Source organism: Nocardia sp. NPDC060255, from assembly GCF_042727395.1.
GTDB lineage: Bacteria > Actinomycetota > Actinomycetes > Mycobacteriales > Mycobacteriaceae > Nocardia.
Genome location: NZ_JBHXAU010000001.1, coordinates 301,694 through 327,582, shown reverse-complemented (window position 1 = coordinate 327,582; position 25,889 = coordinate 301,694). Strand labels below are relative to the sequence as shown.

Sequence of the window (25,889 nt, the reverse complement as noted above, 5' to 3'; positions counted from 1 at the left end):
GTGCTGGCTCGGATCGCTGTGGCTCAGCGCTTTTGGCGCGTGATCGTTGCGACGAGTGGGCCGCCGACGAGTAGGACCAGCCAAAGTGCGTGGGCCGCAAGGGTAAGGGCGCGATCTGTCGCTGATCCCCTGCGCTGCCGGATGGTTCCAGGGACCCGGTACAGGGCGAGATCGTTGTCGCTGAATATCGGATCGAGTTGTGCGAGTGTTGATTTCGATTCGCCAAGCGGGCCGGGGGTGCCACGCTCGAGCAGTACCCAGCCGACGCCGTGGTCGGCCAGTTCCTCGGCTGAACCGCCGTGCAGCAGCAGGGTTTCCACTGCGCGGGCGCGGGTGCCTTCGCCGGATACGGTGCGGCCGCGCACCGGGAGTTCGCCGGTTTGCAGGACGTCCTGCGGCAGCAGGCGCGGAGCGGGATCCAGGACAGGCGCTTTCCCGCTGTATCGGAACTTCCGGAACATCCCGCCCGGCAGTACCGCGACGTCGCCGGGATCGTCCATCCGGTCCGCGACCTGCTGCCACCCGGCGGAATAGTGCACAGGTCGCATCGCACCGCCGACGCCCCACGCGAGATCGAGCAGCGGCAGTACCAGCAGGGCGATGAGAATTGTTGCGACCGTACCCGTCACAGTTGGGGATAACTTCGACACCGGGTCGAAAGTGGCGCTCGGCAGCGCAGCGCCGTCGGAGGTGGCGGTCGTCGAGGCGCCGATCTCTTGCTGCGCCAAGGATTCCGAAGGCTGTGTATCGACTGTGCGCGGTGCACTGTCGTTTGGTGTGGATGCTCGGCCAGTCGAGAATCGCCCGGCGAGCACCCCGCAACCTGCGGCAGCGCACAACGCGTAGGCGGGCATCGCCAGCGCCACATACTTCTGGGTATCCCGTAGCAAGCCCGCACCGGGCACGTGGGCTACGAGCCATTCCAGCACGTGCATGCCCCACGGGGTCGCGCCGAGTGTGGGCAGCAGAATGGCGAGCGCTGCGAGTACGACGAGTGCACTGCGGACGTACAGGTCATTGCCGTCGGTCATCACCGAACGCACGCCTATCGCGACGATGACGAGCAGCAGAACGGTGCCGATCAACGCGAGAAGTGTTGTGCGCGAATCGGGTACCGCGTCGCCGTTCCAGATGCCGCCGAGCCCGGCCAGACTGCCGAGCGTGCCGAGACCGGGTTCGCCGCGGGCCGCGAATGCGGCGATGCCTGCCGGATCGGACGGCTCGCCGGCCGCCCCGGACAACGCGGTGGCGGTCAACCACGGCACGGACGCGGCGAGCAGCAACGCCAGCACACCGGCGAGATGCCGTCGCCCGGCCAGCGCCAACGCGGTGACACCGGCCAGCAAGGCGCCGGTCGGCGTAAGCCCCGCTGCGGCAAGACATCCCGCCAAGAACGCCCAACTGCTCGCAGCGTGACGCCCCGCAGCTGTCCGAATCCGATACGCGGCCAAGGCAACCCATGGCAACGCGGCATACCCGGCGAGCAAACTCCAGTGACCTTGCAAAAGACGTTCGGCCACATACGGATTCCACAGCGCCACCGTGGCGGCGACCAACTGCGCGGGGACCGCCGCGCCCAGCAGTTCGCGCGCCAGCACCGCCGCACCGTAGCCCGCCGCCCACAGCGCGACCAGCAGAATGGCTTTGACGATCAGGCCACCGTCGACAACCGACGACAACACCGCGAGCAGCGCGTCCTGCGGCACGGCACGAGGCGCGGCGTCCCCGAGTCCGAGCGCCGAATCGGTCAGATAAGACCGCGGCGTACTCACCGCATCCCGCAGCAACAGATACCCGGATCCGAGCAGCGGACCAACGATGAGCAGCGTGAGCACCGCGCTGTACCCGGCCGGGACAAACTTCACCCACCGGTCGCGTCGCCTCTGCCCGCTCTCCGTCACGCTTGTGCACCCTACGGTCCGAGGTCCCCGCGCACCGTGCTGCCACGGTCGGAAAAGAACTGGGCAGCTATTCCCGGCCGCCATACCGTGGGATCCGTGGTCAGGAGATCCCCGCAGGAGAAGAAGCAGCTGAGCTACGCCAAGGACCGCCGCAACGGCTACGGCGAGAACGTCCGCTGGCAGCTCAGGCGTCGACAGCCCCGTTGAGCGCCTGAACTCACAGACCCTCCACACGCCTCACAGGGAGTACAGGCCCTGTGAGGCGTGTGGAGGAACTGTGAGTCCGCCAGGTCGGGCGCCGAATCGGTAGGTGTGGGCGTCCACTTTTCGGCGAGCCGGCGACCGGCAGCGGTTCGTGGCCGGGCCGGTGCGGCAGGGCGGGACGTCCCTGCTGACAGGCGGGTGGGACGATGGCGGGCGTGTCTGCTGTCCGTCGGTTTCCTGTGGTGGCGGATCTGACGTTGGTTACGGCGGGGGCGATGACCGCCAATGTGGCGGGGTATCTGCTGCAGTTGCTGGCCGGGCGGTGGCTGGGGGTTTCGGGGTACAGCGAGTTCGCGAGTCTGCTCGCGGTGCAGTTGTTGTGTGCGGTGCCCGCGCTGGCGTTGCAGAACGTGGTGGCCAGGGAGTTGGTTCGGGGCGCGAGCGTCGGAGCGCTGCGGGGGTTGCAGTGGCGGTGTGCGGTGATCGTGGCGGTGGTCGTCGCGGTCTTGGTGCCGGTGGTAACCACTGCGTTGAACGTCGGTGTCGCGGCGTGCGCGGCGGCGCTCGGTGCGGCACCCGCATTGGTGCTGCTGTCCGGTGAACAGGGAGTTCTCCAGGGCGGCAGGCGGTTTCGGGCTTTAGGCGTGGTACTCGGTGCCGCCGGGATTCTCCGGGTGGCCCCTGCGCTTGTGGTGCTCGCCGTGGGTGGCGGCGCCGCGCTGGCCCTGTGCGCGGCCGCGTTAGGCATCGCGGTCGCCGCGGTATTCGCGCGCTTCGTCGCCGGGACACCGGCCTCTCGGGCGCGCACCGGAACCGCACCACCCTCGCGGGCGCGCACCGGAACCGACGAAGACGCGGTAGTCCACGCCATCGGCGTACTTCCGGTGCTGCGGGCCGCGCAGGTGCAGGCGGCGTTGATGGCGTTGTCGTCCACGGACCTGATCGTGGTCCGGATGGTTCTGGACGACGCGGACGCCAGCCGCTACGCGCTCGGCACCATCGCCGCGAAGATCGCGTTCTGGCTGCCGCAGGCGGTCGGCGTCGTGCTGTATCCACGGATGGCCCAGCCCACGCACTCGGCGCGCGCGATCAGATCGGCGCTCGCGGTGTTGTCCGGCATCGGCATCGTGGCTGTTGGCTGCGCCGCGCTCGCCGCGCCGTTGGCTCCGCTACTGGCAGGCCAGGATTACGCCCCCATCCAAGGCCTGCTGTGGCTGTTCGCCTTACACGGCGCCATCCTCGCGGTCCTGCAGGGCGCGATGCTTTCCGCCATCGCGGTGGACCGCACCGCCCTGGCAGCATTGACCTGGCTCGGCCTCGCCGTCGAAGTGACACTGATGGTTTCGTTCGCCCGCTCGATCCCCACCCTCATCACGACGGTCGCCTCCGTCGCGGCCGCCACCACCCTCGTGGTCGCGATCATCGTCTTGCGCACCGCCGATCGCGACAGCGGCGCGCCCACCCGCCAACCCGAGCGACTACCGTAGGCAAGCCGCCCGAACCATGGGTTCGCGCGCATTGACGTGGTCTCCGAATCTGACGAGTCCAATGCTGTTGCCTGGCTGGCGATTCCGCGCGCCGGTCCGCCCACCGCGACACCATCGCCCTGCGCGCCGCCGTCGGCGTAGACGCGCACTGATTTGCTCGAAGCGAACGAAATTGCTGGAGAATTCTTGCGCGGCAGCAGAATTCATGCGCGCGATCGGTCCAGCGATTCCGGATAGCGGCTGGAGTTCAGGCAGTCGGTGTGCGAAAGCTGAGGGCGAAAACGAATTCGGCCCCCGGTCGATGACCGGGGGCCGAGCGCTTCAGCTAACTCAAGGTTGCTTCGTGATGTTGATCTGCTCAGTCGGCGGATCACTGTCCGCACGCCGTGCGCCACGACCCTGGCTCAGCGGCCCACCGCCGCCCGCTGCGGCAGGAGTCGAACCGCCGCCGCGAATACCGAGAACCGCACCGACGATCAGCGCGATCACGCCGACGACACCGAGCACGATCGGCATGATCCGCCCGTACAGCGACAGCTTGTCGATGTTCTCCTTGGCCACCGAGATCTGCGACTCGATGGTGTTCTCGTCGAACACGATGTGCGACTTCAGCGCGGTGACCTCGGGCTTGGCGTCACGCCCGTAGTACAGGTGGATCTGCTCGCCACCCTTGATCACGGTGCCGGTCTTCGGCTCGACCCACAGGTCGCGGGTGTTGGTGTACCAGCGCGCCATGGTGACGTCGCCGTCGCCGGGCACGCCCCACTTCGCGGCCGGGAAGGTCAGCTTGTTGGTCGGCGCCTTCACCACGTCGTACAGGTTGGTCGCCGGAATGGCCTGCTGGAAGTGGTAGACCTTCATGTTGTTGATCTCGGATTCCTCGACGAAGTTGATGTCGAAGGTCTTGCGCGCGTTGAGATCGAAGTACGGGTAGTTCTTCTTCTCGGTGCCGATCGGGAAGCGGTACTGCAGGCCGGTGTGCTGCACCGGATCCGCGACCGACTTCATTTCCTTGTCCACGGTGACCGCGATGGAGCCGTTGGGATCCTTCGCGACGGGCTCACCGGACTTGCGGTCGATGGTGACCCGGTCGATGGTCGCGGTGAGCAGGCCGGTGTCGCCCTGCTTGTCGATGCGCCGCAACGTCTGACCCGCCTGCACCGTCATCTCGTCGGCGTCGGAGGGCTCCTCGACGGTGAGGAAGCGCTGCGAGACCAGCGGCACGTTCGAGTCGATCTTCGCGGCCCCCTCCGGCGCGGTGAGCGACTTGGAGTCGAGCACCAGGCTGTCCTCGCCGGGCACATTGGTCGCGATGGTGGTGATCTCGAGATCGAGGGGAGTCTTCGCCAGTTTGCCGACGGTGTAGGTCGGGATCAGCAGCGCGGCGACAATCAGCAACGCGCCGAGACCCACGAGCAGGCAGGCCACCGTCCTTCTGGTTCCGGCACTCAGTGCCATGCAAACTCTCCTCGTCGTAGAACAGGGGTCGTTCCGGCGAGTACGGCGGGCCGCCCGCGGCACTCGTGAGCCCCGACACTAACAGTCCGGTGTCGTACCATGCGGTGCCGAGGCCGGAAACGGCCGAGAAATCGCCCGAGTTTAGCGCGGAATGTGAAACGTCGAGTTATCACCTGATAATTGGCAAGGCAGACTGGAGCCCGAAGAGTGAAAGCATCGCGCAGCGATTCGATGAGGGGTGGTGGCCGGGCGGCGGGTGGGCCTGTAACCGCGTCCACTGCCTCCGCTGCCGACGCCCCGGCGACCGAATCAGTGCCGAACCGCGCCTTTCTGCCCGCGCTCGAAGGCATGCGCGGGATGGCCGCCCTCGGTGTGTTGTTGACGCACGTCGCATTCCAGACCGGCGCCGCGGGGACACCGGTGATCGGGCGGGTGTGGGGCCGGTTCGACATGGCGGTCGCGGTGTTCTTCGCGCTCTCCGGCTTTCTGCTCTGGCGGCCACATGCCGCCGCGGCGCGCGGGCTCGGCCGGGCGCCGTCGCTCGGTTACTACCTGCGGCATCGTGCCGCGCGCATCCTGCCTGCGTATTGGGCTGTGGTCAGTGTGGTGCTGGTGCTGCTGCCGAGTGCGGCGGGGACCGCGGGGTTGCGCGTCTGGGTGTCGAATCTGGCGCTGCTGCAGGTGTTCGTGCCGTTGACGCTGACCGATGGGCTCACGCAGATGTGGAGTCTCTCGGTCGAGGTGGCCTTCTATCTGGTGCTGCCGTTGCTGGCGTTCGCGGCGGTGTGGTTGCGCGGCAATGCCGTTCGATGGCGGGTTCCGATGCTGCTCGGCTTGGCGGCGGTCTGCCTGAGTTGGAACTTCATTCCGGTGCCGACGCCGGACGCGATCCATTCCGACAATTGGCTGCCCGGATATCTGCCGTGGTTCGCGATGGGAATGGTGCTCGCCGAACTTTCTTTTGGTAGCGAACGGCTATCACGCTGGCGTCGGCTGGCAGGTAACCAGTGGTTGATGTGGACCGTCGCACTGGCCGCTTTCCTGCTCTCGGCCACCGATATCGGCGGCCCCGGCGGACTCACGCACGCCGAGCCGTGGCAGTACGCGTCGAAGATGGGACTCGGCGCGATCATCGGCTTCGCGCTGCTCGCCCCGCTGGTGCTCGGCGATACCGGCCGGCCGCATCGATGGCTGCAATCGCGGGTGGCCGCGACCATCGGGCGGTGGTCCTACGGCATCTTCCTGTGGCATCTCGCGGTGCTGTGGGTGGTGTTCCCGGTGTTCGGGATCGTGCCGTTCAGCGGGGATTTCGGCTACGTCGTCGTCCTCACCATTGTGCTGACCCTGCCCGTCGCGGCGGCCAGTTACGCGTTGATCGAGGAACCGATGCGGCAGTGGGCGCGCGGCCGGGACCGGGCGAAGCCCGCTCCGGAAGTCGAAGAGGAAGATCGCCTCGCGGCTCCGTGACAGGTCAGGTATCCAGCTGCCGGTGCATGTCGAGCAGATGGTGCCGGAGTTCGTGCAGGGTGTGCAGCGCGAGCCAGCGCAGCGAACGCTTTTCCGGCTCCGGGTAGCTGAAGATCAGCGTCCGCTCCCAGTCCCCGGCGTCCAGTCGGTCGAGCACATTGGCGAACAACAGTGCGGCGTCCCGGAGTTGACGGCCGACATCGGACGGCTTCTGATCCGCGTAGCCGTCGTGCTCGACCCGCTCGTCGCGGCCCATCGGCGTGGTCTCCGGCGTGTCCGTACGGCGGGCGGCCAGAACGCGCTCCCGCTGCATGAGCAGCACATCCCGCATGTGACAGGCGTATTCGAGCGGGGACCAGGTGCCGGCGTCCGGTCGCTGCCGCAGTTTCGGCGAATCGGTGAGGAGCAGGTCCGCGTATTCCACGGCGTGCTCTCTGGCCAACAGCGCGACATCGGTCGCGCGGGTCAGGTCGTAGACAAAACCGCATTCAGCACAGGTACTCACGCGGGGTCACATTATCAACGAGGTCCGTTGCGGCGCAGCCCGAATGACCGACGGGGTGGCAGCGCGGCGACACCGACGGCGATCACCGCGAGTACGGCGGGCAGTTGAGCCCACAGTGAGCCGCCCATGTATCCACCTGAAGCGCGCCACGGGCCGGTCGATAGCGCCGCCGCCGACAGTGCCGTGCCGACGCCCGCCACGATGACGAGCACTCTCGGTGCGACCTGTGGATAGAAGTGCGCGGCGGCGAGTGTGCCTGCGGCGATGATGGTTCCGGCCGGGCCGGCGATCACGGTCGCCGCGGCCGCGAGGCCGATTGCGCCGAGCCAGCGCGGGCCCCAGGTTCGCGGTGCGGAACCCGATACGCCGCCAACGGCATTCGTCTCGGCGGCCTGCGCGCCTGCTGCCGGGGCGGCGTCAGTCTGGTCAGGCAGGGTATTCGCCTTGGATTCAACCGTTTTCGCTGTGCGTGCGCGACGCGGAATCGCCAATGCGATGAGCGGGAGAAGTAGGAATAGTCCGCCGAAGATGCCGAGCCGGTACCAGCGGTCGGCGGGGAACGAGACGGTGACCGGCCCTGTCGTGCCGGGCGGAAGCAGCCACGCTTGCTGCCAGCCGTCGATGACCACGGGCGCCAGGGCGTGTCCGTCGGAAGTTGTTGCGTGCCAGCCGACGTTCGTGCTCAGCGGCAACACGAGCAGCCGGGTCCCGGCGGCCGGCTCGGCCGGCGCGGCGAGCCCGGTGCGCTCGAGGCGGAGTCGGTCGACGAAGAACAGATCGGTCGGCCCCACGGTGACGTCGGCGCGCCCCCGTGGCAGCGCGAGCGAATCGGGCTGGGACGAAGCGTCATCCGGGCAGAGGTGCGCGGGAATCGGTGCGCCGGAACGCAGTTGAGCCGCGGTGGCGGTGACGGTGGTGCGCCGGAGCTGTCCGTCGATATTGATGGTCGGCCCGATTTCGCACGGGACGGTGATGTCCCGGTCGAGTGCCGCGGCGGCCGGGTAGTCCGGACCGAGCACCGACACTTCGGCCAGGCCCGGCGGCTGCGACTGTACGAAGCCCAGCGCCGTCATGTCCAGGACCGGCTGCCAGGACTGGATGCTGAGCTCGATGCGATCGGTGACGTAGGGGTGCAGGAAAATTCGAGTCGACGTGCCGGGATCGCCCTTGTCCAGCTCGCGCACCTGGGGGCCGTCGCCGAGATTGACCGCCACCGAGGTGGGTGCGGCGGGCAGGCCGCCGAGCGACGGGGTCAGTTCCAGCCCGGTCACCAGCGCGGGCTCGGGGAGCTCGATCGTCAGGGTCGGCTTGGCGCCGGTCAGTGTCCGCACCGAGTCCTCCGGTGCGGTCCAGCTGGTTCGCGGGTCGCCGTCGGTCGCGGCGAACGCGGCGCCGCGCAGGTCGCCGACGTCGGCCTTGCCCCTGGCGACCGGGTGGTCGTGGTCGGTGAGCAGTGCCTCTAGCGCGGGACCCTGCCTGGTCCGGACGGTCAGCTCGGGCGTGACGGACATGGGTTCGGGCACCGAGAGCGTGCGTTCGAAGGTGCCGGGTTCCTCGGGCGCCAAGGCGAGGGCCTTGCTGCAGCGCACGCGGTTCGGCGAATCGAAACACGCACTGCGCCCGGGGAACTCCTGCCCGAGATCCCACCCGCGGACCTGCGCGCCCGCCTGCGTCGGCGGCAGTACCGTCCGGTGCCGGATGTCGACGCGGACCGGCTGCTCGCGGTCGGCGTAGTCGTCCAGCGTGAGCTCGCTGATGCCGAACTGCCCACCGCTCTTGCCGGTTTCGGTGCGGATCGCGGTGATGGTGACCCACTGCGTCGTGCCCGCGGGCAGCGAAACCGACACCGGCTTACCGGGTTCGGGGATGTGACTCGCCACGGTGCCGTTGGCGGTGCGCACCTCGACCCACTTCACCGGATCGCCGATGGCGGCGGCGCTGGTAGTGAAGGTCAGCTGGCCGACCCGGATCGGCTGCGCCAGGTCCAGCCGAAGCCATTGTCCGAGAGCGTGTTCGGCGCCGTTGCTGATCCAGGCCGTGGCCGGATCGCCGTCGACGACCGCCGCGGTGGAGCTGCCGGGTGCCGCGCCGCCCAGCTGGGTGGCGTCGGCGGCCGAGCTGGACGCGGTGATGGTCGCGCCCGACCATTCCCCGCGCACCAGTGGGGCGCCGGGCACCGGGTAGTCGGGCACCAGGTTGTGTGTGCGGCGGGCGTCGTCGGGGGCGCGGACGGCGGAATTATGGTTGTCGACGCGACCGAAGTCGGACTCCCGGTCCATCGGGGTGTCGGTGACGGTCACCGGCCCGCTCGGCAGTCCCGCGCGCGCCGCGTCGGCCGCGAGCAGGGTGGGGGTGTCGCCGGTGCCCGGATCGCGATGCAGTCGTTCGAGCACTTCGGGCCCGCCTTGCACCACGGGTACCGCGCCGAGCGGCACCGTGTACGCGCCCGGGAACGACTGTGGCGCACCGGTTCCGCTGCGTACCTCGGTCGGCGTGCCGGGAGCCGGCGTCTGCACCCGGTAGATCTCGACCGCCGGGTAGGCGGGCCGCAGATCACCGTCGGCGACCAGATCCTCGGCGATCACCTTGGCTTCGATCGGATCGCCGAACTCGGCCACCTTGGTCAGGCCGGGCGAACCGTCGATCGCGCTGTGCGCCAACATCGGCCGGGTCGACCGCGACGTCTCCGGGTCGAGATCGTTGCGCAGCACCAGAATTCCGATGCCCTGCCCGGCCAGCGTCGCCGCGAGCCCGGCCGACGGCCTGCCGTCGGCGATCAGCCGCTGCACCGAGTCCATCGCGCGGATGGTGCCCGGCGGGTTCAGCGGCACGGCGTCGCGGATCGCCCACGGCGTGCTCGCCAACGCCTGCAACGGTTCGTCGCGGGTCAGTCCCCACACCTGGCTGCCGAACGGTGCGCCGGGCACCACCAGCGCGCGGGTATCGGAAGCGTTGTGCTGCAACCAGTCCGCGGTCTGCTGCCAATACCCGGGCACGTGGTCGTAGGCACCGCGCGGGGCCAGCTTGCCGGTCCAGGCCAGCGAGGTGGACAGGGCCAGCGCGGTCAGGATCAGCGCGGCCACCGCGACGGCACGATCTCGCTCCGGATGCGCGAACGCGCTGCGCCACACCGGCATCGGCACCGAGGCGGGCAGCGGCACCCTGGCGAGCAGCTGTGCGAGGCCGAGCACCAACGGGATTCGAATCAGCGGCTCCAGCTTGTGCACATTGCGCAGCGGCGCGCCGCCGGAATCCAGGAAGACCCGCACCGACTCCGCGAACGGCCCACCGAGCTCACCGGCGTATCCGGCGCAGATGCCGACCAGCCCGACGCACAGGATCAGCGTCAGCCGCCCGCGATACGGCATGGACCGCATCGCCAATCCCGCCATGCCCGCCGCCGCGAGCAGCCCGGTGGCGAGCACCGCCGCGGGCTGGGTCACCAGCACCGCGCCCGCGATGCGCTCCGGCGAGACGAACGGCGTCCAGCTGTCGGTGCCACGCAGCACCTCGGCGAGCGAGGCCCATTGCGTTGTCACGCCGGAGGATTCGATGTAGTCCAGGAACGGCGGGCTCACCTTGCCGAGCAGCAGCAGCGGCACCGCCCACCAGAACGTCGCGAGCACCAGCAACGGAACCCAAGCCCTGGTGAATCGCCACCACGCCCGGTTCGGCCGGTAGGACGCCCACCACACCAACGCGGGCAGGAACGCCGCGACCGTCGCCACGGCATTGACCGACCCCATCAGCGCGAGTGCCAGCGCGCTTCCGGCCGCCGATGCCGCCCCGCCGCGTCGCTCGTGTCCCGAAGCCGCTTGGCCGGAGTCGTCCCGCGTGCGATCCGCGTCCGCCGCTGTTGCCGGTGGACCGACCGCGCGCCGTCGATTTCGGTAACCGATGCCCAGCGCCGCCGGTGCCAGCAACACCCACGGCGCCAGCATCATCGGCAGCGTCTCCGAGGAGATCGAGCCGAGCGTGGTGAGCACGCGGGGACACAGCGCGAAGGTGACCGCCGCGATGACGCGCGACCCGCGGGTGCCGATGCCGAGGGTCTCGCAGAGCCGGATGATGCCCCAGAATCCGGCGAGCAGCAGTAATGCCCACCAGATTCGCTGGGTGGCCCAGGCAGGCAGGCCGAGTACATGGCCGAGCGAGAAGAATGCGCCGTGCGGGAAGAAGTAGCCGTAGGCCTGGTTCTGCACCTGGCCCATCGGGGCCTGGCTGCTCCACAGATGACTGGCGCGTTCGAGGAAGCCGAGCGGATTCTGCGCCAGGTCGTATTTGGTGTCGGCGACCGTGAGTCCCGGCGTTTGCAGGAAGGTCAGCAAAAACGCCGCGAGCACCGTCGCGGCGAACCAGCGTTTACCCAGCGGCGCAGTACTGTGCCGCCGCGCCGCCGGTTCGAGCGAGTCGGCAGGTGAAGCGGGGGTCAGCTCAGCGACTGCCGTACTCGACGTTGTTCAGCAGCGCGGAGTCCTTGTCGCCACTGCGGTCGATGTCCGGACGCGAGTTCTGCTGCACCGCCACCGTGACGAGGAGCACCGCGATCACGCCGAGTACGGCGCCGCCGACAGCACTCGCAACACCTGGAACAGCAAACTTCATTGCGGCACTCCAATACATCGATGCAGGCACATTCCCGGTCAACCTAGCAGCCCGGTCCGCCATCCGGTGCGTTCAGCCCGCCGATTCCCGGCAGGTAACGCGGCTGGGCGGCGATCACAGCGGATCGACGGCGCTATCAGCCGCCTGCGCGGACGGCGAGTGCGCCGGGTCAGTGTGCCGGGATGGCGCAGTGCAGCCCGCCGAGCAGGGTGCGCAGCTTGGCGGTGGTCTCGTCCAGCTCGGCCTTGGGGTCCGAGGCGGCGACGATGCCGCCGCCCGCGTAGGCCTGCACGGTGCGTCCGTCGGCCGACAACTCGGCGCAGCGAATGGCGACCACCCACGCGCCGTCGCCGCTCGCGTCGCACCAGCCGACCGCGCCGCCGTAGAAGCCGCGGTCTTCCTCCAGATCGGCGATCGTGTCGAGCGCGAGCTCGGTCGGGGTGCCGCAGACGGCGGGCGTGGGGTGCAGCAGCAGCGCCAAGTCGAGGGCGGTGGTCGATGCGTCGCGCAGCCGCCCGGTGATCGGGGTGGCAAGGTGCCAGACCTCGTGCGTGTTGATCAGTTCCGGGCCGTCGGGGATGGACAGTTCGGCGCAGACCGGGGCGAGCTGGTCCCGAATCCACTCGATGACGAAGGCGTGCTCGTCCCGATTCTTGGTGCTGGCCAGCAGTTCCCGGGCCTGGGCCGCATCGGCGTCCGGGTCGGCGCGGCGCGGCGCGGTGCCCGCCAGCGGCCGCAGCGTGACCGTGTCGCCGTGCCGGGCGATGAGCACCTCGGGTGTCGCGCCGACCAGCGTCGCACCGGTGCGCCCGGCCGGTGTCAGGTCGACCGCGAACACATTCGCGTGCGGATGCCGTGCCAATAGGTGGGCCGCGACGAGCTCGGGCTCGAGCGCGTCGGCCGCCTCCGCCACCACCGACCGCGCCGCCACCACCTTGCGCAGCGGCTGCGCCGAATCCTTCAGCTGCTCAACGAGTTTCGTCACTCGCGCGATATGTTCGGCGGCACTGGGGATTTCGGTGACGAACCGCACGGCGGGCAGGTCGGGCAGCGCCGCGGGCCGCCACGGCCCCGCGGTGTGCCGCACCCGCTCCGGCACACTCAACGCGGCGGGCTTACGTGGATCGAACGGCAGCGCACCGACGATCATCGCCGCGCCGTCCCGCAGCGCGGCCACCGCCCGATCCGCCTCATCGAACGCGACCCGGCTGCCGGAGGCTCGGACCACCTCGTCCGGCTGAGCAAGCAGGAAACCATCCATAGTCTCTCGACACTAGTCCCGTACGGCCCCACCGCGACCTACCCGTGAGCGCACTCACGACTCCAGTTGGTGAGCGTTCGGTTTCGCCGGGAGCACGTCAGGCCGCTGCGTCACTGGCTCATTCGTTCGTGATCGGCACGTAGCCGCGGCGAGCACGATTCAACGGTGTGCCACGTACGCGCCGGCTAGCCCGTTTTGGCGACGGGTTCCTTGCCGGGCGGCACCATCAGCACCGGGCGGTGGCAGTGTTTGAGGACCGCGTCGGCGACGCTGCTGTGCATGAGGGCGCGGATGCCGGTGGCGCCCCGGGTGCCCGCGACGATGATGTCGACGTCCAGGTCGTCGGCGCATTCGACGATGGCGTTCCAGATGGTTGTCGTGCATTCGGCGGTGCGTGCCTCGGCATTGAGCCCGGCGAGCTTGGCCAGCCGGACGCCCTCGGTGTTGATGGTGCGGGCGTCGACGTAGGCGACGTCCTCGATCTCCTCCTCGGGCACCCACTCCGGCTGCATCACCCCGGACAGGCCGGACAGGCGAGCGGCTTGGCGCACCATCGGCTCCCACGCGGTGAGCACGATCGCTTTGTCCGCGCTGAGGAACCGCCCGGCGTATTCAATGGCCCGCTTGGCGTTCTCGGACCCGTCGTAGGCGATGAGCATCAGATCGCAGGGCATGGTGACCTCCTGGTGGGAGACTCACGGCTATTGACCAAGGCTACCTTGACCCAGCCCGGCCCACCTGCTGCCGCGCGGAATCGATCTCGCCTCGCGACACCCAGCTCGGGTAACCAGGCGGGCAGACCCACCGGGGCCGCGATACCGCGATCAGTGCGGCCTCGCGCATTCGCGGCACGCAAGCGCTCTGTACGGTTGACGTCCATGCGGAAGACGCCCCTGCTCATGCTCGCCGTGCTGGCCGCCGTCGCGACCGGCTGCTCGAGCGGCGGTGGCGGCGACTCCGCGCCGTCCCGGGCGGCGAATCCCGCGTCGACGTCCGTATCGTCCACGCAGCCAACAACATCCACGAAACCGGATTGCACGGCAGGCTATCTCGCGCAGTTCACGCTGCGGCAGAAGCTGGCGCAGCTGTTGACGGTGGGCATCACCGGTGACGCCGACGCCGCGAACGTGGTGCGCACCGAACAGGTCGGCGGCATCTTCGTCGGCAGTTGGACCGATCTCTCGCTGCTGACCACCGGCCAGCTCGACCAGGTCAAGCAGTCGGCCAAGGTGCCGCTCATGGTGACCATCGATGAGGAAGGCGGCCGCGTTTCCCGGGTCGGCAGCCTGATCGGTAAGGCGCCATCGGCCAGGGCGACGGCGCAGACCATGACCGCCGAGCAGTTCCACGACGCCACGCTGACCAGGGGGCGCGCGTTGAAGGACCTCGGTGTGACGGTGGACTTCGCGCCGGACAGCGATGTGAGCAGCCAGCCCGACGATTCCGTCATCGGCGACCGTTCCTTCTCCGACGATCCCGCGGTGGTCACCAAGTACGCCGACGCCTACATCCGGGCCATGCGCGAGGCCGGGGTCGGCACCGTGCTGAAGCACTTCCCCGGTCACGGTTCCGGCTCGGGCGATTCGCATCGCGGCGCGGTCCGCACGCCGCCGCTGGCGGACCTGCAGAACGTCGACCTCGTCCCGTTCCGCAACCTGATCAAGTCCGGCGCGGGCGTGATGGTCGGTCACCTCGACGTCCCCGGCCTCACCACCCCCGATGTGCCCGCGAGTATCAGCCCGCAGGTCATGGCGCTGCTGCGTGGGGGGAGTGGTTATGGTGCCGCGCCGTTCGACGGCCCGATCTTCACCGACGACCTCAGCGGGATGGCCGCGATCACCAGCCGTTTGTCCATCGCCGACGCGGTGGAGGCCGCGCTGGTCGCCGGCGCCGACAACGCGCTGTGGATCAGCACCAACGCGGTATCCAGCGTGCTCGATCAGCTGGAGCAGGCCGTCGCGGCGGGCCGCTTACCCGCCGCCCGGGTGGACGCGTCGGTGCTGCGGATGGCCACCTTCAAGGGCGCGCTGCCGCGCTGCTGAGGCACTGTTTCCGCGACTGGTGAGCAAATACGACCCGCGGAACTTACCTTGGAGTAATATATGAGCTTCACCATTGGTAGGAGAGTGGATGGCGGGCGGAACGAAGCGACTTCCTCGGGCGGTTCGTGAGCAGCAGATGCTCGATGCCGCCGTCGAGGTGTTCTCGCGGAAAGGCTTCCACGACACGTCGATGGATGCCATTGCCGCCGAGGCGAAGATATCGAAGCCGATGCTGTACCTGTACTACGGCTCCAAGGACGAATTGTTCCGCGCCTGCATCCAGCGCGAGGGACTGCGCTTCATCGAATCGGTGGTGCCCGCAGGCAATCCGCAGCTGTCGCCGCATGAACAGGTGCGGGTCGCGCTGGAGGGTTTCCTCGGGTTCGTCGACCGCAATCGCCGCTCGTGGCAGGTGCTCTATCGGCAGGCCATCGGCCAGCAAGCGTTCGCGTCCGAGATCGAGAACGCCCGCGAGCGCGTCATCGAACTGACCGCCAAACTGCTGGAATCCAGCGCCAAGCACCCCGAGCCCGGCACCAACTTCGACGTGGTCGCGGTCGCGGTGATCGGCGCGGGCGAGGCCATCGCGGACCGGGTGGCCAGCGGCCGCATCGAGGTCGCCGAGGCCGTCGACCTGCTCGACGATCTCGCGTGGCGCGGTCTGGCGGGACGCAAGAAGGCGGAGTAGGCGACGCCCTCGTTGCGGTTGCCGTGTGGTTGACGGCCGGTCAGAGTGCGGAGATCATCAAGCACGGACCGGCTCCAACCAGGACGAGCCGGGGAGAACGGGGCGGAATTGTTCGGGTTGCTCAGGCCGTGTTCGCACGGCGCGGCGAAGTATGGAATCGATGCGGCCGAATGGCGCACGCATATGTGCGGGCTGTGTCTGGGATTACGGGACGGGCACGGCCAATTGGCCCGTGCGACAACGAATGTCGATGCGATTGTGTTGAGCATGCTCACCGAGGCGCAGTCCGCGGGCGCGGTCGAGCGCACGACGGCGGGACGGTGCGCACTGCGGGGGATGCAGCGCGCGTCGGTCGCGTCCGCGAATTCGCCCGGTGTGCGGCTGGCCGCGACGGCGTCACTGTTGTTGGCATCGGCCAAGGTTCGTGACCACGTGGACGACGGTGATGCGTCCGTCCTGGCTCGTACGCCGATGGCCAAGGCCGCGAGTCGGTGGGCTGGGCAGGCGCAGGTGAGTGCGCAGCGGATCGGCCTGGATGTGGCACCGCTCGTCGCCGCGCTGAACGCGCAGACGCAGTTGGAGCAGGCCGCGGGCGCCGGGGCGGATGCGCTGGCACTATTGACCGCACCGACCCAGCTCTGCGCATCGGAGTTCTTCGCGCACACAGCGGTTTTGGCCGATCGCCCGGAAAATGTCGACGCATTACGCACTGCCGGTTGGCAATTCGGCCGGATCGCGCATCTCGCCGATGCCGTGCAGGACTACGAGCAGGACCTGACGCGCGGCCGGTTCAACCCGCTCGCCGCGACCGGCACCACCATGCCGCAGGCGTACGACCTACTGCGGGAATCGGATTCACGACTGCGCGAAGCCGTCACAGAAGCCGAACTGGATGCAGTCCCCACCGTCCGTTGGATGCTGCTCGACCCGCTGGCGTCCGTGCTCCGCAAACTTGGCCAGGGCATCGGCACGGTAGTCGGCCATACCTGCGGGGTGTCCCACGACCACGCCGACGTGCGAATGGACTCGCGGCGTACGGGTCAGCGGCCGGGCCTGAGTGAATCGCTCACTCTGATCCTCGGCTCGTATTGCACCGGCTATGCCTGCTGCGCCGAACACACGCAGCCGTGCACCGGCGAACGCAAGCAACCGTGGATCAACAACTGCGATTGCAGCCCCTGCGATTGCGCCGATTGTGATTGCGGCTGCGGTGATTGCGGCTGCGGCGACTGCTGTGGCGGCTGCTGCTGCGACTGCAGCTGCTGAAACGACCAGAGCCGCACCCTGATCGGGTGCGGCTCCGGTGTCGTTCGGTGCGTCAACGTCGTTCAGTGCGTCAACGCAGTGTCGCGGTGAGGTGCGGGAACCCCTTCTTCGGGTTCAGCACGGCCAGATCCCAGCCGCCCGCCACCTGATCCGCATAAACGTTCACCGTCGACGGCAGGAAGATCGGCTTGCCGAACTTCACCGCGTAGGTGGCCTTGCCCGGCACCCGGCCCTCGATCGTGCCGAGGATGTGCGCGGCCGACCACATACCGTGCGCGATCGGCTTCGGGAAGCCCAAAGCCTTGGCGCCCAACGACGAAATGTGGATCGGGTTGTGGTCGCCCGACGCTGCGGCGTACTGGCTGATCGTCTTCTGATCGATCCGCCAGGTGCGCAGCGGCGGCGGCGCGGCCTCTTCCGGCTTGGGTTCGGGCTTCGGCCCGCCCGACAGCGAGGTGCGCTGCTGGTGCAGGAAGGTGGTGACCTGCCGCCAGACCAGCTCCCGCCCGACGCTGATCTCGCTGATCGCGTCGACCAGCAGCCCCTTCGGGTGCTCGCGCAGATTCTCGATGTGCGACTTGATATCCAGCGGCTCGCTCACCGAGATGTCGCGGGTCCGCTCGATCAGGTTCTCCGCGTGCACCGCACCGACCGCGACGAACGGAAAGTCGCGCTGCACAACGAGTTGCATCACGATCGGGAAGGTGAGGATGAACGGGTAGGTCAGTGGCAGCGCGTCGCCGAACCGCAGCCCGGTCGCCCGGCAGTAGGCGGCCAGGTGATCCGGATCCACCCGCAGGCCGTCGAGCTGACTCGACCGATCCGGCAGCGTCGGCTTGCGACCCGAAACCAGCGGCAGCGGAATCGCACCCAGCGCGGCCTTCAGGTACAGCGGGCCGTTCTTCGGTGTCTCTGTCAGGGAGATCACTTGCGACATCATGCTCCGATCAGGCTCTGCCCGCAGACGCGAACGATGTTGCCGGTCACCGCGTTCGACGCCGGGCTGGCGAAGAAGGCGATGGTCTCGGCGACGTCGACGGTCTGTCCGCCCTGCAGCAGCGAGCTCATCAGCCTGCCCGCCTCGCGGGTGGTCAGCGGGATGGCGGCGGTCATCGCGGTCTCGATGAAGCCGGGCGCCACCGCGTTGATGGTGATGCCCTTCTCCGCCAGCTTCGGCGCCTCGGCGTTGACCATGCCGATGACACCGGCCTTGGAGGCGCCGTAGTTGGTCTGGCCGCGGTTGCCCGCGATGCCGGCGATGGAGGACACGTCGATCACCCGGCCGCCGTCCTTCAGCGCGCCACGGGCCACCAGGCCCTCGGTGATCCGGTGCGGCGCAGCGAGATTCACGTTGAGCACCGAGTTCCAGCGGCCCTCGTCCATGTTGGCGAGCAGCTTGTCCCTGGTGATGCCCGCGTTGTGCACGATGATGTCGATGCCGCCGAAGCGCTCGGTGGCGAACTCGGCCAGCTTCTCGGCGGCGTCGGGCGCGGTCACGTCCAGCGCCAGCGCGGTGCCGCCGACCTTGTTCGCGGTCTGCGACAGCGCCTCACCGGCGGCCGGGATGTCGGCGACGATCACGGTCGCGCCGTCGCGGGCGAACACCTCGGCGATGGTCGCGCCGATGCCGCGCGCGGCACCGGTGACCACGGCGACCTTGCCGTCCAGCGGGCGGTCCCAGCTGGCCGGCGCGGTGGCGTCGTCCTTGCCGACCCGGATGACCTGGCCGTCGACGAACGCGGACTTGGCCGAGAGCAGGAAGCGCAGCGTCGACTCCAGGCCGGTCGCGCCGGTCGAAGCCTCGGGGTGCAGGTAGACCAGCTGTGCGGTGGCGCCGCGCAGCAGTTCCTTGGCGACCGAGCGGGTGAAGCCCTCGAGCGCGCGCTGGGCGATCTGCTCGTCCACCGTCGAGGCCAGCTCGGGCGTCGTGCCGATCACCACGATGCGGCCCGAGGCGGCGATGCTGCGCATGGCGGGCTGGAAGAATTCGTAGAGCTGCGACAGATCCTCGACCGAGCCGATGCCCGTCGCATCGAACACCAGCGCGCCGAACTTGGTTCCGGCGCTTGCCGAATCGGCGAAGGTGTAGTCCGTCAGCAGCGTGCGCAGCGGCTCGGCCACCCGGCCCTTGCCGCCGAGCAGCACCGGCCCGGGCAGCGGCGCCTCGCCCGCCTTGTAGCGACGCAGGTTCTCCGGCTGCGGCAGCCCGAGCTTGCTCGCCAGGAACTGACCCGGGGAGGAATGTACGAACGATCCGTAGAGGTTGGGAGCACCCTTGCTCTTGCTGGCTGCCACTGTTCCTACCTTTTCTGTGTGGTCGGCGGCGTGCACGGTCCCTGCCGTGTGGTTACGCAAGCTACCGCCTCCGGGACTGTCGCTCACGCCGCGATGCTGTTCTCGGGTCTGCTGGTTCCCCCGGCATTTGGTCTGCTCACGCACATTTGCGGGGGTACGGTGTCGACAACAAACTTACTCCAGAGTAAGTTTAATGTAAACCAACCGCGACGGGGCGCCGATCAGTGGAGACTTCCACGCGGACTCCGGAGCGCCGAACATCCCCAACGAGACCTGGAGACTCGAGTGACAACCAAATCCCGTTCGGCGAAGAGCACCGCCAAGACCGGTAAGACCACCCGCCCGGTCGCGATCGTGGGCGGCAACCGGATTCCGTTCGCTCGCTCCGACAAGGCGTACGCGCACGCCTCCAACCAGGACATGTTCACCGCGGCGCTGGACGGCCTGGTCAGCCGCTTCGGCCTGCAGGGCGAGCGGCTCGGCATGGTGGTCGGCGGCGCCGTGCTCAAGCGGGTCGGCGAGCACGGCATGATCCGGGAGAGCGTGCTCGGCAGCAAGCTCAGCCCGTACACCCCGGCCCACGACCTGCAGCTGGCCTGCGGCACCGGCCTCCAGGCCATCGTCACCGTCGGCGACGGAATTGCCCAGGGCCGCTTCGAAGCCGGCATCGGCGGCGGTACCGACACCACGTCCGACGCCCCCATCGGAGTCAGCGAGGGCATGCGCGAGTGGATGCTCGACGCCAACCGCGCCAAGTCCAACAAGGACCGCCTCAAGCTGGTCGGCCAGCTGCGCCCGAGCATGCTCGGCATCGAGATCCCGCGCAACGCCGAGCCGCGCACCGGCCTGTCCATGGGTGAGCACGCCGCGATCACCGCCAAGGAATTCGGCGTGCCGCGCGAGGCGCAGGACGAGCTGGCCTACCTGTCGCACAAGAACATGGCCGCCGCCTACGACCGCGGCTTCTTCGACGACCTGATCACCCCGTTCCTCGGGCTGACCCGCGACGACAACCTGCGTCCCGGCTCCACGGTGGAGAAGCTGGCCACCCTGAAGCCGGTGTTCGGCGTCAAGGCGGGCGACGCCACCATGACCGCGGGTAACTCCACCCCGCTGACCGACGGCGCCTCCGCGGTGCTGTTGTCCAGCGAGGAATGGGCCACCGAGCGCAACCTGCCGGTGCTGGCCACCCTGGTCGACAGCGAGGTCGCGGCGGTCGACTACATCCACGGCCCGGACGGCCTGCTGATGGCCCCGACCTACGCGGTGCCGCGCATGCTGGCCCGAAACGGCCTGACACTGCAGGACTTCGACTACTACGAGATCCACGAGGCGTTCGCCTCCGTGGTGCTCGCCACGCTGTCCGCGTGGGAGTCCGACGCCTACTGCAAGGAGCGGCTCGGCCTGGACGGCGCGCTCGGCTCGATCGACCGCAGCAAGCTCAACGTCAACGGCTCCTCGCTGGCGGCGGGTCACCCGTTCGCCGCGACCGGCGGGCGCATCGTCGCCTCGACCGCGAAGCTGCTGGCGGAGAAGGGATCCGGCCGCGCGCTGATCTCCATCTGTGCCGCGGGCGGCCAGGGCGTCGTCGCCATCGTCGAGCGGTAGGTGCTCCCCCGCCTCTCCGCGTCTTCAGGCCAGACTGAGGTACAGCACCGGTGGCGTTGGCGGCCGACGGAGGGGTGCCGGGTGAGTTAGCCGGTCCCCGGTGAGTTACCCATGTGCTGACGAAATCAGTTGTCGCGCTGAGGCGATCAGTTGTGGACATGCGACGAAGGCGGTATTCGGTTATTTTGTGACCGAATACCGCCTTCGGCTATCAGCGCACCAAACTGCCTCGGGCGGCGGCGAATCGGACAACGCTCGGTGCGAAGCGGCCGAAGACGTACTGCAGCCGGGCTTCCGGAGTCACCGGGACCACGTCCTTGTTCTTCCGCACGGCCCGCACGATCTGCTCGGCGACCTTGTCCGGACCGTATCCGCGCAGGCGATATAGCCGGTCGTAGAGCTGTTGCCTGCGCTGTTCTTCCTCGGCGGAGACGCCGGACATTCGGGTGTTCGCCACGATATTGGTGTGCACGATGCCGGGGCAGATGGTGCTGACACCGATTCCGCTGCCGGACAATTCGGCGCGTAGGCAGTCGGAGAACATGAACACCGCCGCCTTGCTGGTGGAGTACGCGGTGAACGCCTGCTGCGGGGTGTAGGCGGCCATGCTGGACAGGTTGACGATGTGCCCGCCGAGCCCGCGCTCGGCCATCGCACCGGCGAAAGCGCGGCAGCCGTTGACGACTCCGTGCAGGTTGACCGCGAGCACCCGGTCGAAGTCCTCGGCCGAGGTGTCCAGGAACCGCCCGGCCTGTCCGATGCCCGCGTTGTTGATCAGGACATCGGGCACACCGTGCTCGCGGATCACGCCGTCGGCATGCTTGCGCATCGCGGACTCGTCGGACACATCCAACTCGTAGGCGTGCGCTTTGCCGCCGGACTGGGCGATCAACGCGACGGTCGCCTCGGCCGCGACGCCGTTGACATCGGACACCACGACTTCGGAACCCGCGCGCGCGAAGGCCAGCGCGGTCGCCCGGCCGATACCGCTGCCGCCACCGGTGATCACGACGAGCTGATCCTCGAACGGCTTGCGCGACAAACCCATTCGGGCCCGGCGCAACGCCCGCGCCGGTGGCGCACCCGTCACGGAGTCGATCAATTCGATCGCGGCGGAGGCGAGCAGTTCCGGGTGCGAGAACGGCAGCCAGTGTCCACCTTTCACCACTCGCAGCCAGACCTGATCGGCCCACCGATCCTCGTCGGCGTAACTCGATTGCCGCACTGCCGGATCGCGGGTGCCGATGATGATCTGGGTTGGCACCGTGGTGAATTGGTCGCGGGCCCGCAGCGGATTGGCGGCCCAGGTCGACCGGTAGATGCGCAGCCCGTTCGCCATGTCCTGCTTGAAGGTCGGCGCCAGGTGAATCCGCTCCGGCGGCGCGCCCTCGGCCGCGGAAAGCGCGGAGCGCCAACGCTGCTCGCTCATCCCTAGCTTGATCGCCGCCGTCGGCAGGCCCGGTAGCGCGAGAAAGGTCGAGTAGGCGAACGATCCGAGCTGGGCCAGCGGCAGCGCGATATTGCGCGGCGTCGGCCTGGACAGCCGGGCGCGCGCCCACTTGCTCACGTGCGCGATGCTCGGCCCGGAGACCGAGGTGAACGACGCGACCAGGCGTGTGGCGTTAGGGCCACAGACGATTTCCCAGGTGGCGACGCTGCCCCAGTCGTGCGCGAGCACGTGCACTGGGGCGCCGTTGCCGAGTGCCTCGATCACCGCGACATAGTCGGCGGCCAGCATCGTGGTCGAAATGGCCGCGGTGCCAGGCGGGTTGGAAGATTCCCCGTGGCCGCGGTTGTCCACGCTCAATACCCGGAACCGGTCGGTCAGCTGCGGAACGACGTTGTCCCACAGGTGATGCGAGTCCGGCCAGCCGTGCAGCAGCAGGATCGTCGGCCCGTCCGGATTCCCTTGCTCGTAGACGGCGAGGTCGACCTCGCCATTGCGGACCACATGTTTCTCGGCCATGGATTCACCCCACTATCCGGGCCGCGGCGGTCGCGGTCCGTGGACGTAGCTTCCGACTCATTCTGTCTGAGACGGTGAGATTCGGGTAGCCCCCGCCGCCCTGATGGTCCGCCCGTGGTCCTTGTGAGCTATCTCATGAATTTCGATTCACATGACCTAGGTATATCGCCACGTCCGCAGGGCGATTTATCAGCAACTAGCAGGCAACTTACGTGTTACACGTTTTCTTCGGCTGCTGAACGCTCGTCACATCGAGGTTTGCGGCAGGGTTGATCTGTGTGTTTACCTGCACGTCACCTACTGTGCTACCGGGGCTATGCGACTGGCAGGGCGATTTATCACTGCCTTATCGATAAACAGCTACCGGCAAGACATCTCTTTGGCTTAACGAATTACTCGAATCGAGCTAGCAGAGAGGAAGGCTGAACAGCTGATGCGAATCGGTATGGCGCTGCGCGCCACCGCACTGGCTCTCGCGGCCGCGACCGGTCTCGGACTCGCGGCCACCGCCCCTGCGGGAGCCGCCGGCGACGTGGACCGCTACCTGGACCTGCCGCTGGTGAACCGGGATGCCGCGAGCAGTCCCGGCGGCGTCAATCCTGAACTGCCCTATGACGTGAACGAGCTGCGCGGGCTGTTGGACGAGGCGCGTGCCCAGGGGGTCGCGCCCACCCGATATGCCGCCCTGCTCTATCAGTACTGGCTGGTCGACGCGACGAACAAGGCGGGCATCGACCTGCGGTCCTGGGATCCGCGCGCGGGCGTCGAGGCCAACCGCACCAATCTGATCAGGTCCTACCGCTACTACGAAGACCTGCAGCTGAACCACCGCGAACTGCAGTGGGCCGGCATGGGTGGTCAGGTCGGCGCCGACTTCGGCGGCGGGCTGGTCGATTTCGAGCTGATGGGCAACATCTACGGCCTGCCCGGCCTCTCCGAATCCGCGCGCGGTGTCATCGCCGCGGTCGAGCAGGCCGCGGGACCGCAAGCGGTGGCCCAACTTCCGCACGGGCTGCTGGCGCTGGCCGAGGCGGGTTCGCAGATTTCGCCGGAGGACCTGCGCTACATCATCGGGATGATCCTGGTGATGCAGAAGAACATCTTCTCGGATCTGATGCCGATGCACGACGCCTACGTCACCGAAGGCCTGCCCGCACTGCAGGAGTTCCAGGCGGCCGGGCTGTTCGGCGACGACATCATGGCAGCCTGGCGTGGGGTGGCCTCCGGTGATTACGGCCGGATCGCCTCGGGCAACGGGACTTTGCTGCGCAGGGAACAAGAGTGGGTGATCCGTGACCAGTGGGACTCGGTGCGCGGGTACAAGGGCAGCGTCGGCGAGGCGATCACCTACGTCAGCGGTGCCGCCGGATCGCCGTCGGTCGCGGGCGTCGCACCGCCACGGCAATACAATCCGGTGCGCATGCAGGTCACCATGGCCGACGGCCGGCCGGCACTGGTGACATTGCCACTGCCGGAATGGAATTGGTCCGAATTCGATTCCCGCTGGGACTACATCACCACCGAGCTGCTGCCGAAGTACAAGTTCCAGGTCGAAAACAACTGGCCCGCACTGGAAGCCGTGATGCGCACGCCGTACGAGGTACAAATGGAATCGCATCGACCGCTGTTCAACATTCCCCAGCTGTTGGATTCCGCCGCCCGGCAGATCCAGGTGACCCCGATCGACACGATGGCGGTGCGCTAGATGAAACGCTTCACCGTGGCCGTCGTGACGGCCGCCTCGCTGGTGCTCTGCGCGGGAACCGCTGCCGCAGAACAGGAAATGCCGACGCCGGGACTCGACCGAGTCTTCAACGGCTTCGTCGTGGGGCAGATCCAAGGCGCGCAACCGGTTCCGCCGGATCAGGCGTTCCAGGCGTTGCTCGCCAACGACCCGTTCTATCAGGAGCCGCCGCTGACCGGCGCCGAGCAGCCGGGGACGTTGCTGAAGGCGAAGAAGGTCGACGTGATGTTCCTCGGCAGCACCCCGCCCGACGTCGAGGCCTACAAGCTGATGTACGTGACCACCGGGATCGACGGCGTCACCCCGGCCATCAGCACCGGCATCCTGATGATCCCGAATCACGGTGCGCCCGTTGGTGAGAAGAAGCTGATCTCCTATCAGGAGGCCAACGACAGCGTCGGCTGGTCCTGTCATCCGAGCACGCAGTGGACCGGCGGCGATCCGCTGGACGGTTCGTCGTGGTCGGCGCTCGGGCCGCTGGCGCTGATGTTCGACAAGGGCTACGCGGTGATGATCTCCGACGTCGGCAACGACGGGGATCGCACGCCGCACGGCGTCTTCGCGGGTAAGTTCGCCGCGCACGCCCAGCTCGACGGTGTCCGTGCGGCGTTGGCGCATCGCGAGGCCGGACTCGATCCGAAGGCGCAGACCGCGTTGTTCGGCATCGCGGGCGGTGGTGTCGGCGCGGCCTTCGCCGCCGAGCTGCAGCCGGCCTACGCGCCGGAGCTCGACGTGAAATCCGCTCTGCTGGAAGGGATGGTCGTCAACCCGCGCAACTTCATGCGGGTCGCCGACGGCTCGGTAGGTTCCGGTTTCGCGCTGGCCACGCTGCTCGGTCTGGAGCCCGCGTACCCGGAGATGGCGGTGAATTCGAAGCTGAACCCGGCGGGCGTCGGGTTGGCGAACGCCTTCCGGACCCAGTGCCAGACACCCGCCTACTTCGGGCTGCCGTTCCTGCCGCTGAACACGCTGTTCAACTCGGGGCTGAGCCCCGCCGATGAACCCGCCTTCCAGCGCGCGTTCGAGGACAACGTCCTCGGTCGCTCGGGCACTCCGAAGGCCAAGGTGGCCATCACCTCCTGCGTCGCCGACGACTCACCGATGTCGCTGGTGCCCGCCAAGGACTCGCGGGAACTCGCCGATATCTACCGGGCAGGCGGCACCGACGTCACCTACCAGCCCACCGATTGCGGCATGGTCCGCATGCTCACCGACATCTACGGCTGGGGCACCGACCTGTTCGGCATGCAGACGATCGACTGGATAGATCGCAACTTCGACTGAAAAGGATTACCCGCCATGGCATTTCTCTACGGCATCAACTATCTGTTCTGGTATGGCCCGCTGGCGGTCGCCAAGCTGATGGCGCAGGCGGCCGGCTTCTGACCGGCC

Annotated in this window: 18 protein-coding genes; 8 read left to right on the top strand and 10 right to left on the bottom strand. The window is 68.2% G+C overall.

All coding sequences use genetic code 11. The features are described 5' to 3' along the window. Positions 1-23: 23 nt before the first annotated feature. A complete protein-coding gene (locus ACFWF1_RS01560) occupies positions 24-1,865 on the bottom strand; it encodes a hypothetical protein (RefSeq protein ID WP_379284018.1) in 1,842 nt (613 codons plus the stop codon). Positions 1,866-2,311: 446 nt separating this feature from the next. Here ACFWF1_RS01560 and ACFWF1_RS01555 point away from each other — a divergent pair, with 446 nt between their 5' ends. After that, positions 2,312-3,592: a polysaccharide biosynthesis protein gene (locus ACFWF1_RS01555; RefSeq protein ID WP_379284019.1), complete on the top strand. Its 1,281-nt coding sequence runs from the start codon at positions 2,312-2,314 to the stop codon at positions 3,590-3,592. A 330-nt stretch (positions 3,593-3,922) separates the two neighbouring features. On the opposite strand, the gene ACFWF1_RS01550 is transcribed toward ACFWF1_RS01555, so the two are convergent. After that, on the bottom strand, positions 3,923-5,050 hold the full coding sequence (locus ACFWF1_RS01550) for a DUF3068 domain-containing protein (protein ID WP_379284020.1): 1,128 nt from the start codon (positions 5,048-5,050) through the stop codon (positions 3,923-3,925). A 231-nt stretch (positions 5,051-5,281) separates the two neighbouring features. On the opposite strand from ACFWF1_RS01550, the gene ACFWF1_RS01545 reads away from it, so the two are divergent. Beyond that, positions 5,282-6,517, top strand: coding sequence for an acyltransferase family protein (locus ACFWF1_RS01545; protein ID WP_379284451.1), 1,236 nt, complete (start codon positions 5,282-5,284; stop codon positions 6,515-6,517). Positions 6,518-6,521: 4 nt separating this feature from the next. Here the strand turns inward: ACFWF1_RS01545 and ACFWF1_RS01540 are convergent, their stop codons facing one another. The 5 genes from ACFWF1_RS01540 to ACFWF1_RS01520 all read right to left on the bottom strand — a co-directional run bounded on the left by ACFWF1_RS01540 (position 6,522) and on the right by ACFWF1_RS01520 (position 13,562). Then, complete coding sequence (locus ACFWF1_RS01540; RefSeq protein ID WP_379284021.1) at positions 6,522-7,022, bottom strand: DinB family protein; 501 nt, start codon at positions 7,020-7,022, stop codon at positions 6,522-6,524. A 14-nt stretch (positions 7,023-7,036) separates the two neighbouring features. Beyond that, positions 7,037-11,365, bottom strand: a complete 4,329-nt coding sequence (locus ACFWF1_RS01535) for an alpha-(1->3)-arabinofuranosyltransferase family protein (protein WP_379284022.1) — start codon at positions 11,363-11,365, stop codon at positions 7,037-7,039. A gap of 91 nt (positions 11,366-11,456) precedes the next feature. Continuing rightward, positions 11,457-11,627, bottom strand: a complete 171-nt coding sequence (locus ACFWF1_RS01530; RefSeq protein ID WP_357384718.1) for a DUF2613 domain-containing protein — start codon at positions 11,625-11,627, stop codon at positions 11,457-11,459. A 169-nt stretch (positions 11,628-11,796) separates the two neighbouring features. Next, positions 11,797-12,888 (bottom strand): isochorismate synthase MenF, encoded by a 1,092-nt coding sequence (locus tag ACFWF1_RS01525; protein ID WP_379284023.1) that lies wholly within the window; start codon positions 12,886-12,888, stop codon positions 11,797-11,799. Positions 12,889-13,073: 185 nt separating this feature from the next. Then, a complete protein-coding gene (locus ACFWF1_RS01520; RefSeq protein ID WP_379284024.1) occupies positions 13,074-13,562 on the bottom strand; it encodes a universal stress protein in 489 nt (162 codons plus the stop codon). A 204-nt stretch (positions 13,563-13,766) separates the two neighbouring features. Between ACFWF1_RS01520 and ACFWF1_RS01515 the strand changes: the two genes are divergently transcribed. The 3 genes from ACFWF1_RS01515 (at position 13,767) to ACFWF1_RS01505 (ending at position 16,884) form a co-directional block, all read left to right on the top strand. Beyond that, a complete protein-coding gene (locus ACFWF1_RS01515) occupies positions 13,767-14,930 on the top strand; it encodes a glycoside hydrolase family 3 N-terminal domain-containing protein (protein WP_379284025.1) in 1,164 nt (387 codons plus the stop codon). Positions 14,931-15,018: 88 nt separating this feature from the next. After that, positions 15,019-15,618: a TetR/AcrR family transcriptional regulator gene (locus tag ACFWF1_RS01510; RefSeq protein WP_357384726.1), complete on the top strand. Its 600-nt coding sequence runs from the start codon at positions 15,019-15,021 to the stop codon at positions 15,616-15,618. A 108-nt stretch (positions 15,619-15,726) separates the two neighbouring features. Beyond that, positions 15,727-16,884, top strand: a complete 1,158-nt coding sequence (locus tag ACFWF1_RS01505) for a DUF5685 family protein (RefSeq protein ID WP_379322146.1) — start codon at positions 15,727-15,729, stop codon at positions 16,882-16,884. A gap of 70 nt (positions 16,885-16,954) precedes the next feature. Here the strand turns inward: ACFWF1_RS01505 and ACFWF1_RS01500 are convergent, their stop codons facing one another. After that, positions 16,955-17,821 (bottom strand): MaoC family dehydratase, encoded by an 867-nt coding sequence (locus tag ACFWF1_RS01500; RefSeq protein WP_379284453.1) that lies wholly within the window; start codon positions 17,819-17,821, stop codon positions 16,955-16,957. After that, positions 17,821-19,179, bottom strand: coding sequence for a 3-oxoacyl-ACP reductase (locus tag ACFWF1_RS01495; protein ID WP_379284026.1), 1,359 nt, complete (start codon positions 19,177-19,179; stop codon positions 17,821-17,823). Before ACFWF1_RS01495 ends, ACFWF1_RS01500 begins: the two co-directional genes overlap by 1 nt. 285 nt (positions 19,180-19,464) lie before the next feature. On the opposite strand from ACFWF1_RS01495, the gene ACFWF1_RS01490 reads away from it, so the two are divergent. Further along, on the top strand, positions 19,465-20,787 hold the full coding sequence (locus ACFWF1_RS01490) for an acetyl-CoA C-acetyltransferase (protein WP_379284027.1): 1,323 nt from the start codon (positions 19,465-19,467) through the stop codon (positions 20,785-20,787). Between the two features lie 211 nt (positions 20,788-20,998). On the opposite strand, the gene ACFWF1_RS01485 is transcribed toward ACFWF1_RS01490, so the two are convergent. Next, positions 20,999-22,753: an SDR family oxidoreductase gene (locus ACFWF1_RS01485; RefSeq protein ID WP_379284028.1), complete on the bottom strand. Its 1,755-nt coding sequence runs from the start codon at positions 22,751-22,753 to the stop codon at positions 20,999-21,001. A gap of 433 nt (positions 22,754-23,186) precedes the next feature. Between ACFWF1_RS01485 and ACFWF1_RS01480 the strand changes: the two genes are divergently transcribed. Together ACFWF1_RS01480 and ACFWF1_RS01475 are read left to right on the top strand one after the other, a co-directional pair. Then, positions 23,187-24,458: a hypothetical protein gene (locus ACFWF1_RS01480; RefSeq protein ID WP_379284029.1), complete on the top strand. Its 1,272-nt coding sequence runs from the start codon at positions 23,187-23,189 to the stop codon at positions 24,456-24,458. After that, on the top strand, positions 24,459-25,781 hold the full coding sequence (locus ACFWF1_RS01475; protein ID WP_379284030.1) for a lipase family protein: 1,323 nt from the start codon (positions 24,459-24,461) through the stop codon (positions 25,779-25,781). It abuts the gene before it with no gap. The last annotated feature ends 108 nt before the right edge of the window (positions 25,782-25,889 follow it).

Bases quoted from the DNA above. Each gene is read 5' to 3' on its own strand.
- ACFWF1_RS01475 (WP_379284030.1), top strand. From the start codon at position 24,459: ATGAAACGCTTCACCGTGGCCGTCGTGACGGCCGCCTCGCTGGTGCTC.
- ACFWF1_RS01515 (WP_379284025.1), top strand. From the start codon at position 13,767: ATGCGGAAGACGCCCCTGCTCATGCTCGCCGTGCTGGCCGCCGTCGCG.
- ACFWF1_RS01485 (WP_379284028.1), bottom strand. From the start codon at position 22,753: ATGGCCGAGAAACATGTGGTCCGCAATGGCGAGGTCGACCTCGCCGTC.
- ACFWF1_RS01550 (WP_379284020.1), bottom strand. From the start codon at position 5,050: ATGGCACTGAGTGCCGGAACCAGAAGGACGGTGGCCTGCCTGCTCGTG.
- ACFWF1_RS01555 (WP_379284019.1), top strand. From the start codon at position 2,312: ATGGCGGGCGTGTCTGCTGTCCGTCGGTTTCCTGTGGTGGCGGATCTG.
- ACFWF1_RS01545 (WP_379284451.1), top strand. From the start codon at position 5,282: ATGAGGGGTGGTGGCCGGGCGGCGGGTGGGCCTGTAACCGCGTCCACT.
- ACFWF1_RS01500 (WP_379284453.1), bottom strand. From the start codon at position 17,821: ATGTCGCAAGTGATCTCCCTGACAGAGACACCGAAGAACGGCCCGCTG.
- ACFWF1_RS01525 (WP_379284023.1), bottom strand. From the start codon at position 12,888: ATGGATGGTTTCCTGCTTGCTCAGCCGGACGAGGTGGTCCGAGCCTCC.
- ACFWF1_RS01520 (WP_379284024.1), bottom strand. From the start codon at position 13,562: ATGCCCTGCGATCTGATGCTCATCGCCTACGACGGGTCCGAGAACGCC.
- ACFWF1_RS01480 (WP_379284029.1), top strand. From the start codon at position 23,187: ATGCGAATCGGTATGGCGCTGCGCGCCACCGCACTGGCTCTCGCGGCC.
- ACFWF1_RS01510 (WP_357384726.1), top strand. From the start codon at position 15,019: ATGGCGGGCGGAACGAAGCGACTTCCTCGGGCGGTTCGTGAGCAGCAG.
- ACFWF1_RS01530 (WP_357384718.1), bottom strand. From the start codon at position 11,627: ATGAAGTTTGCTGTTCCAGGTGTTGCGAGTGCTGTCGGCGGCGCCGTA.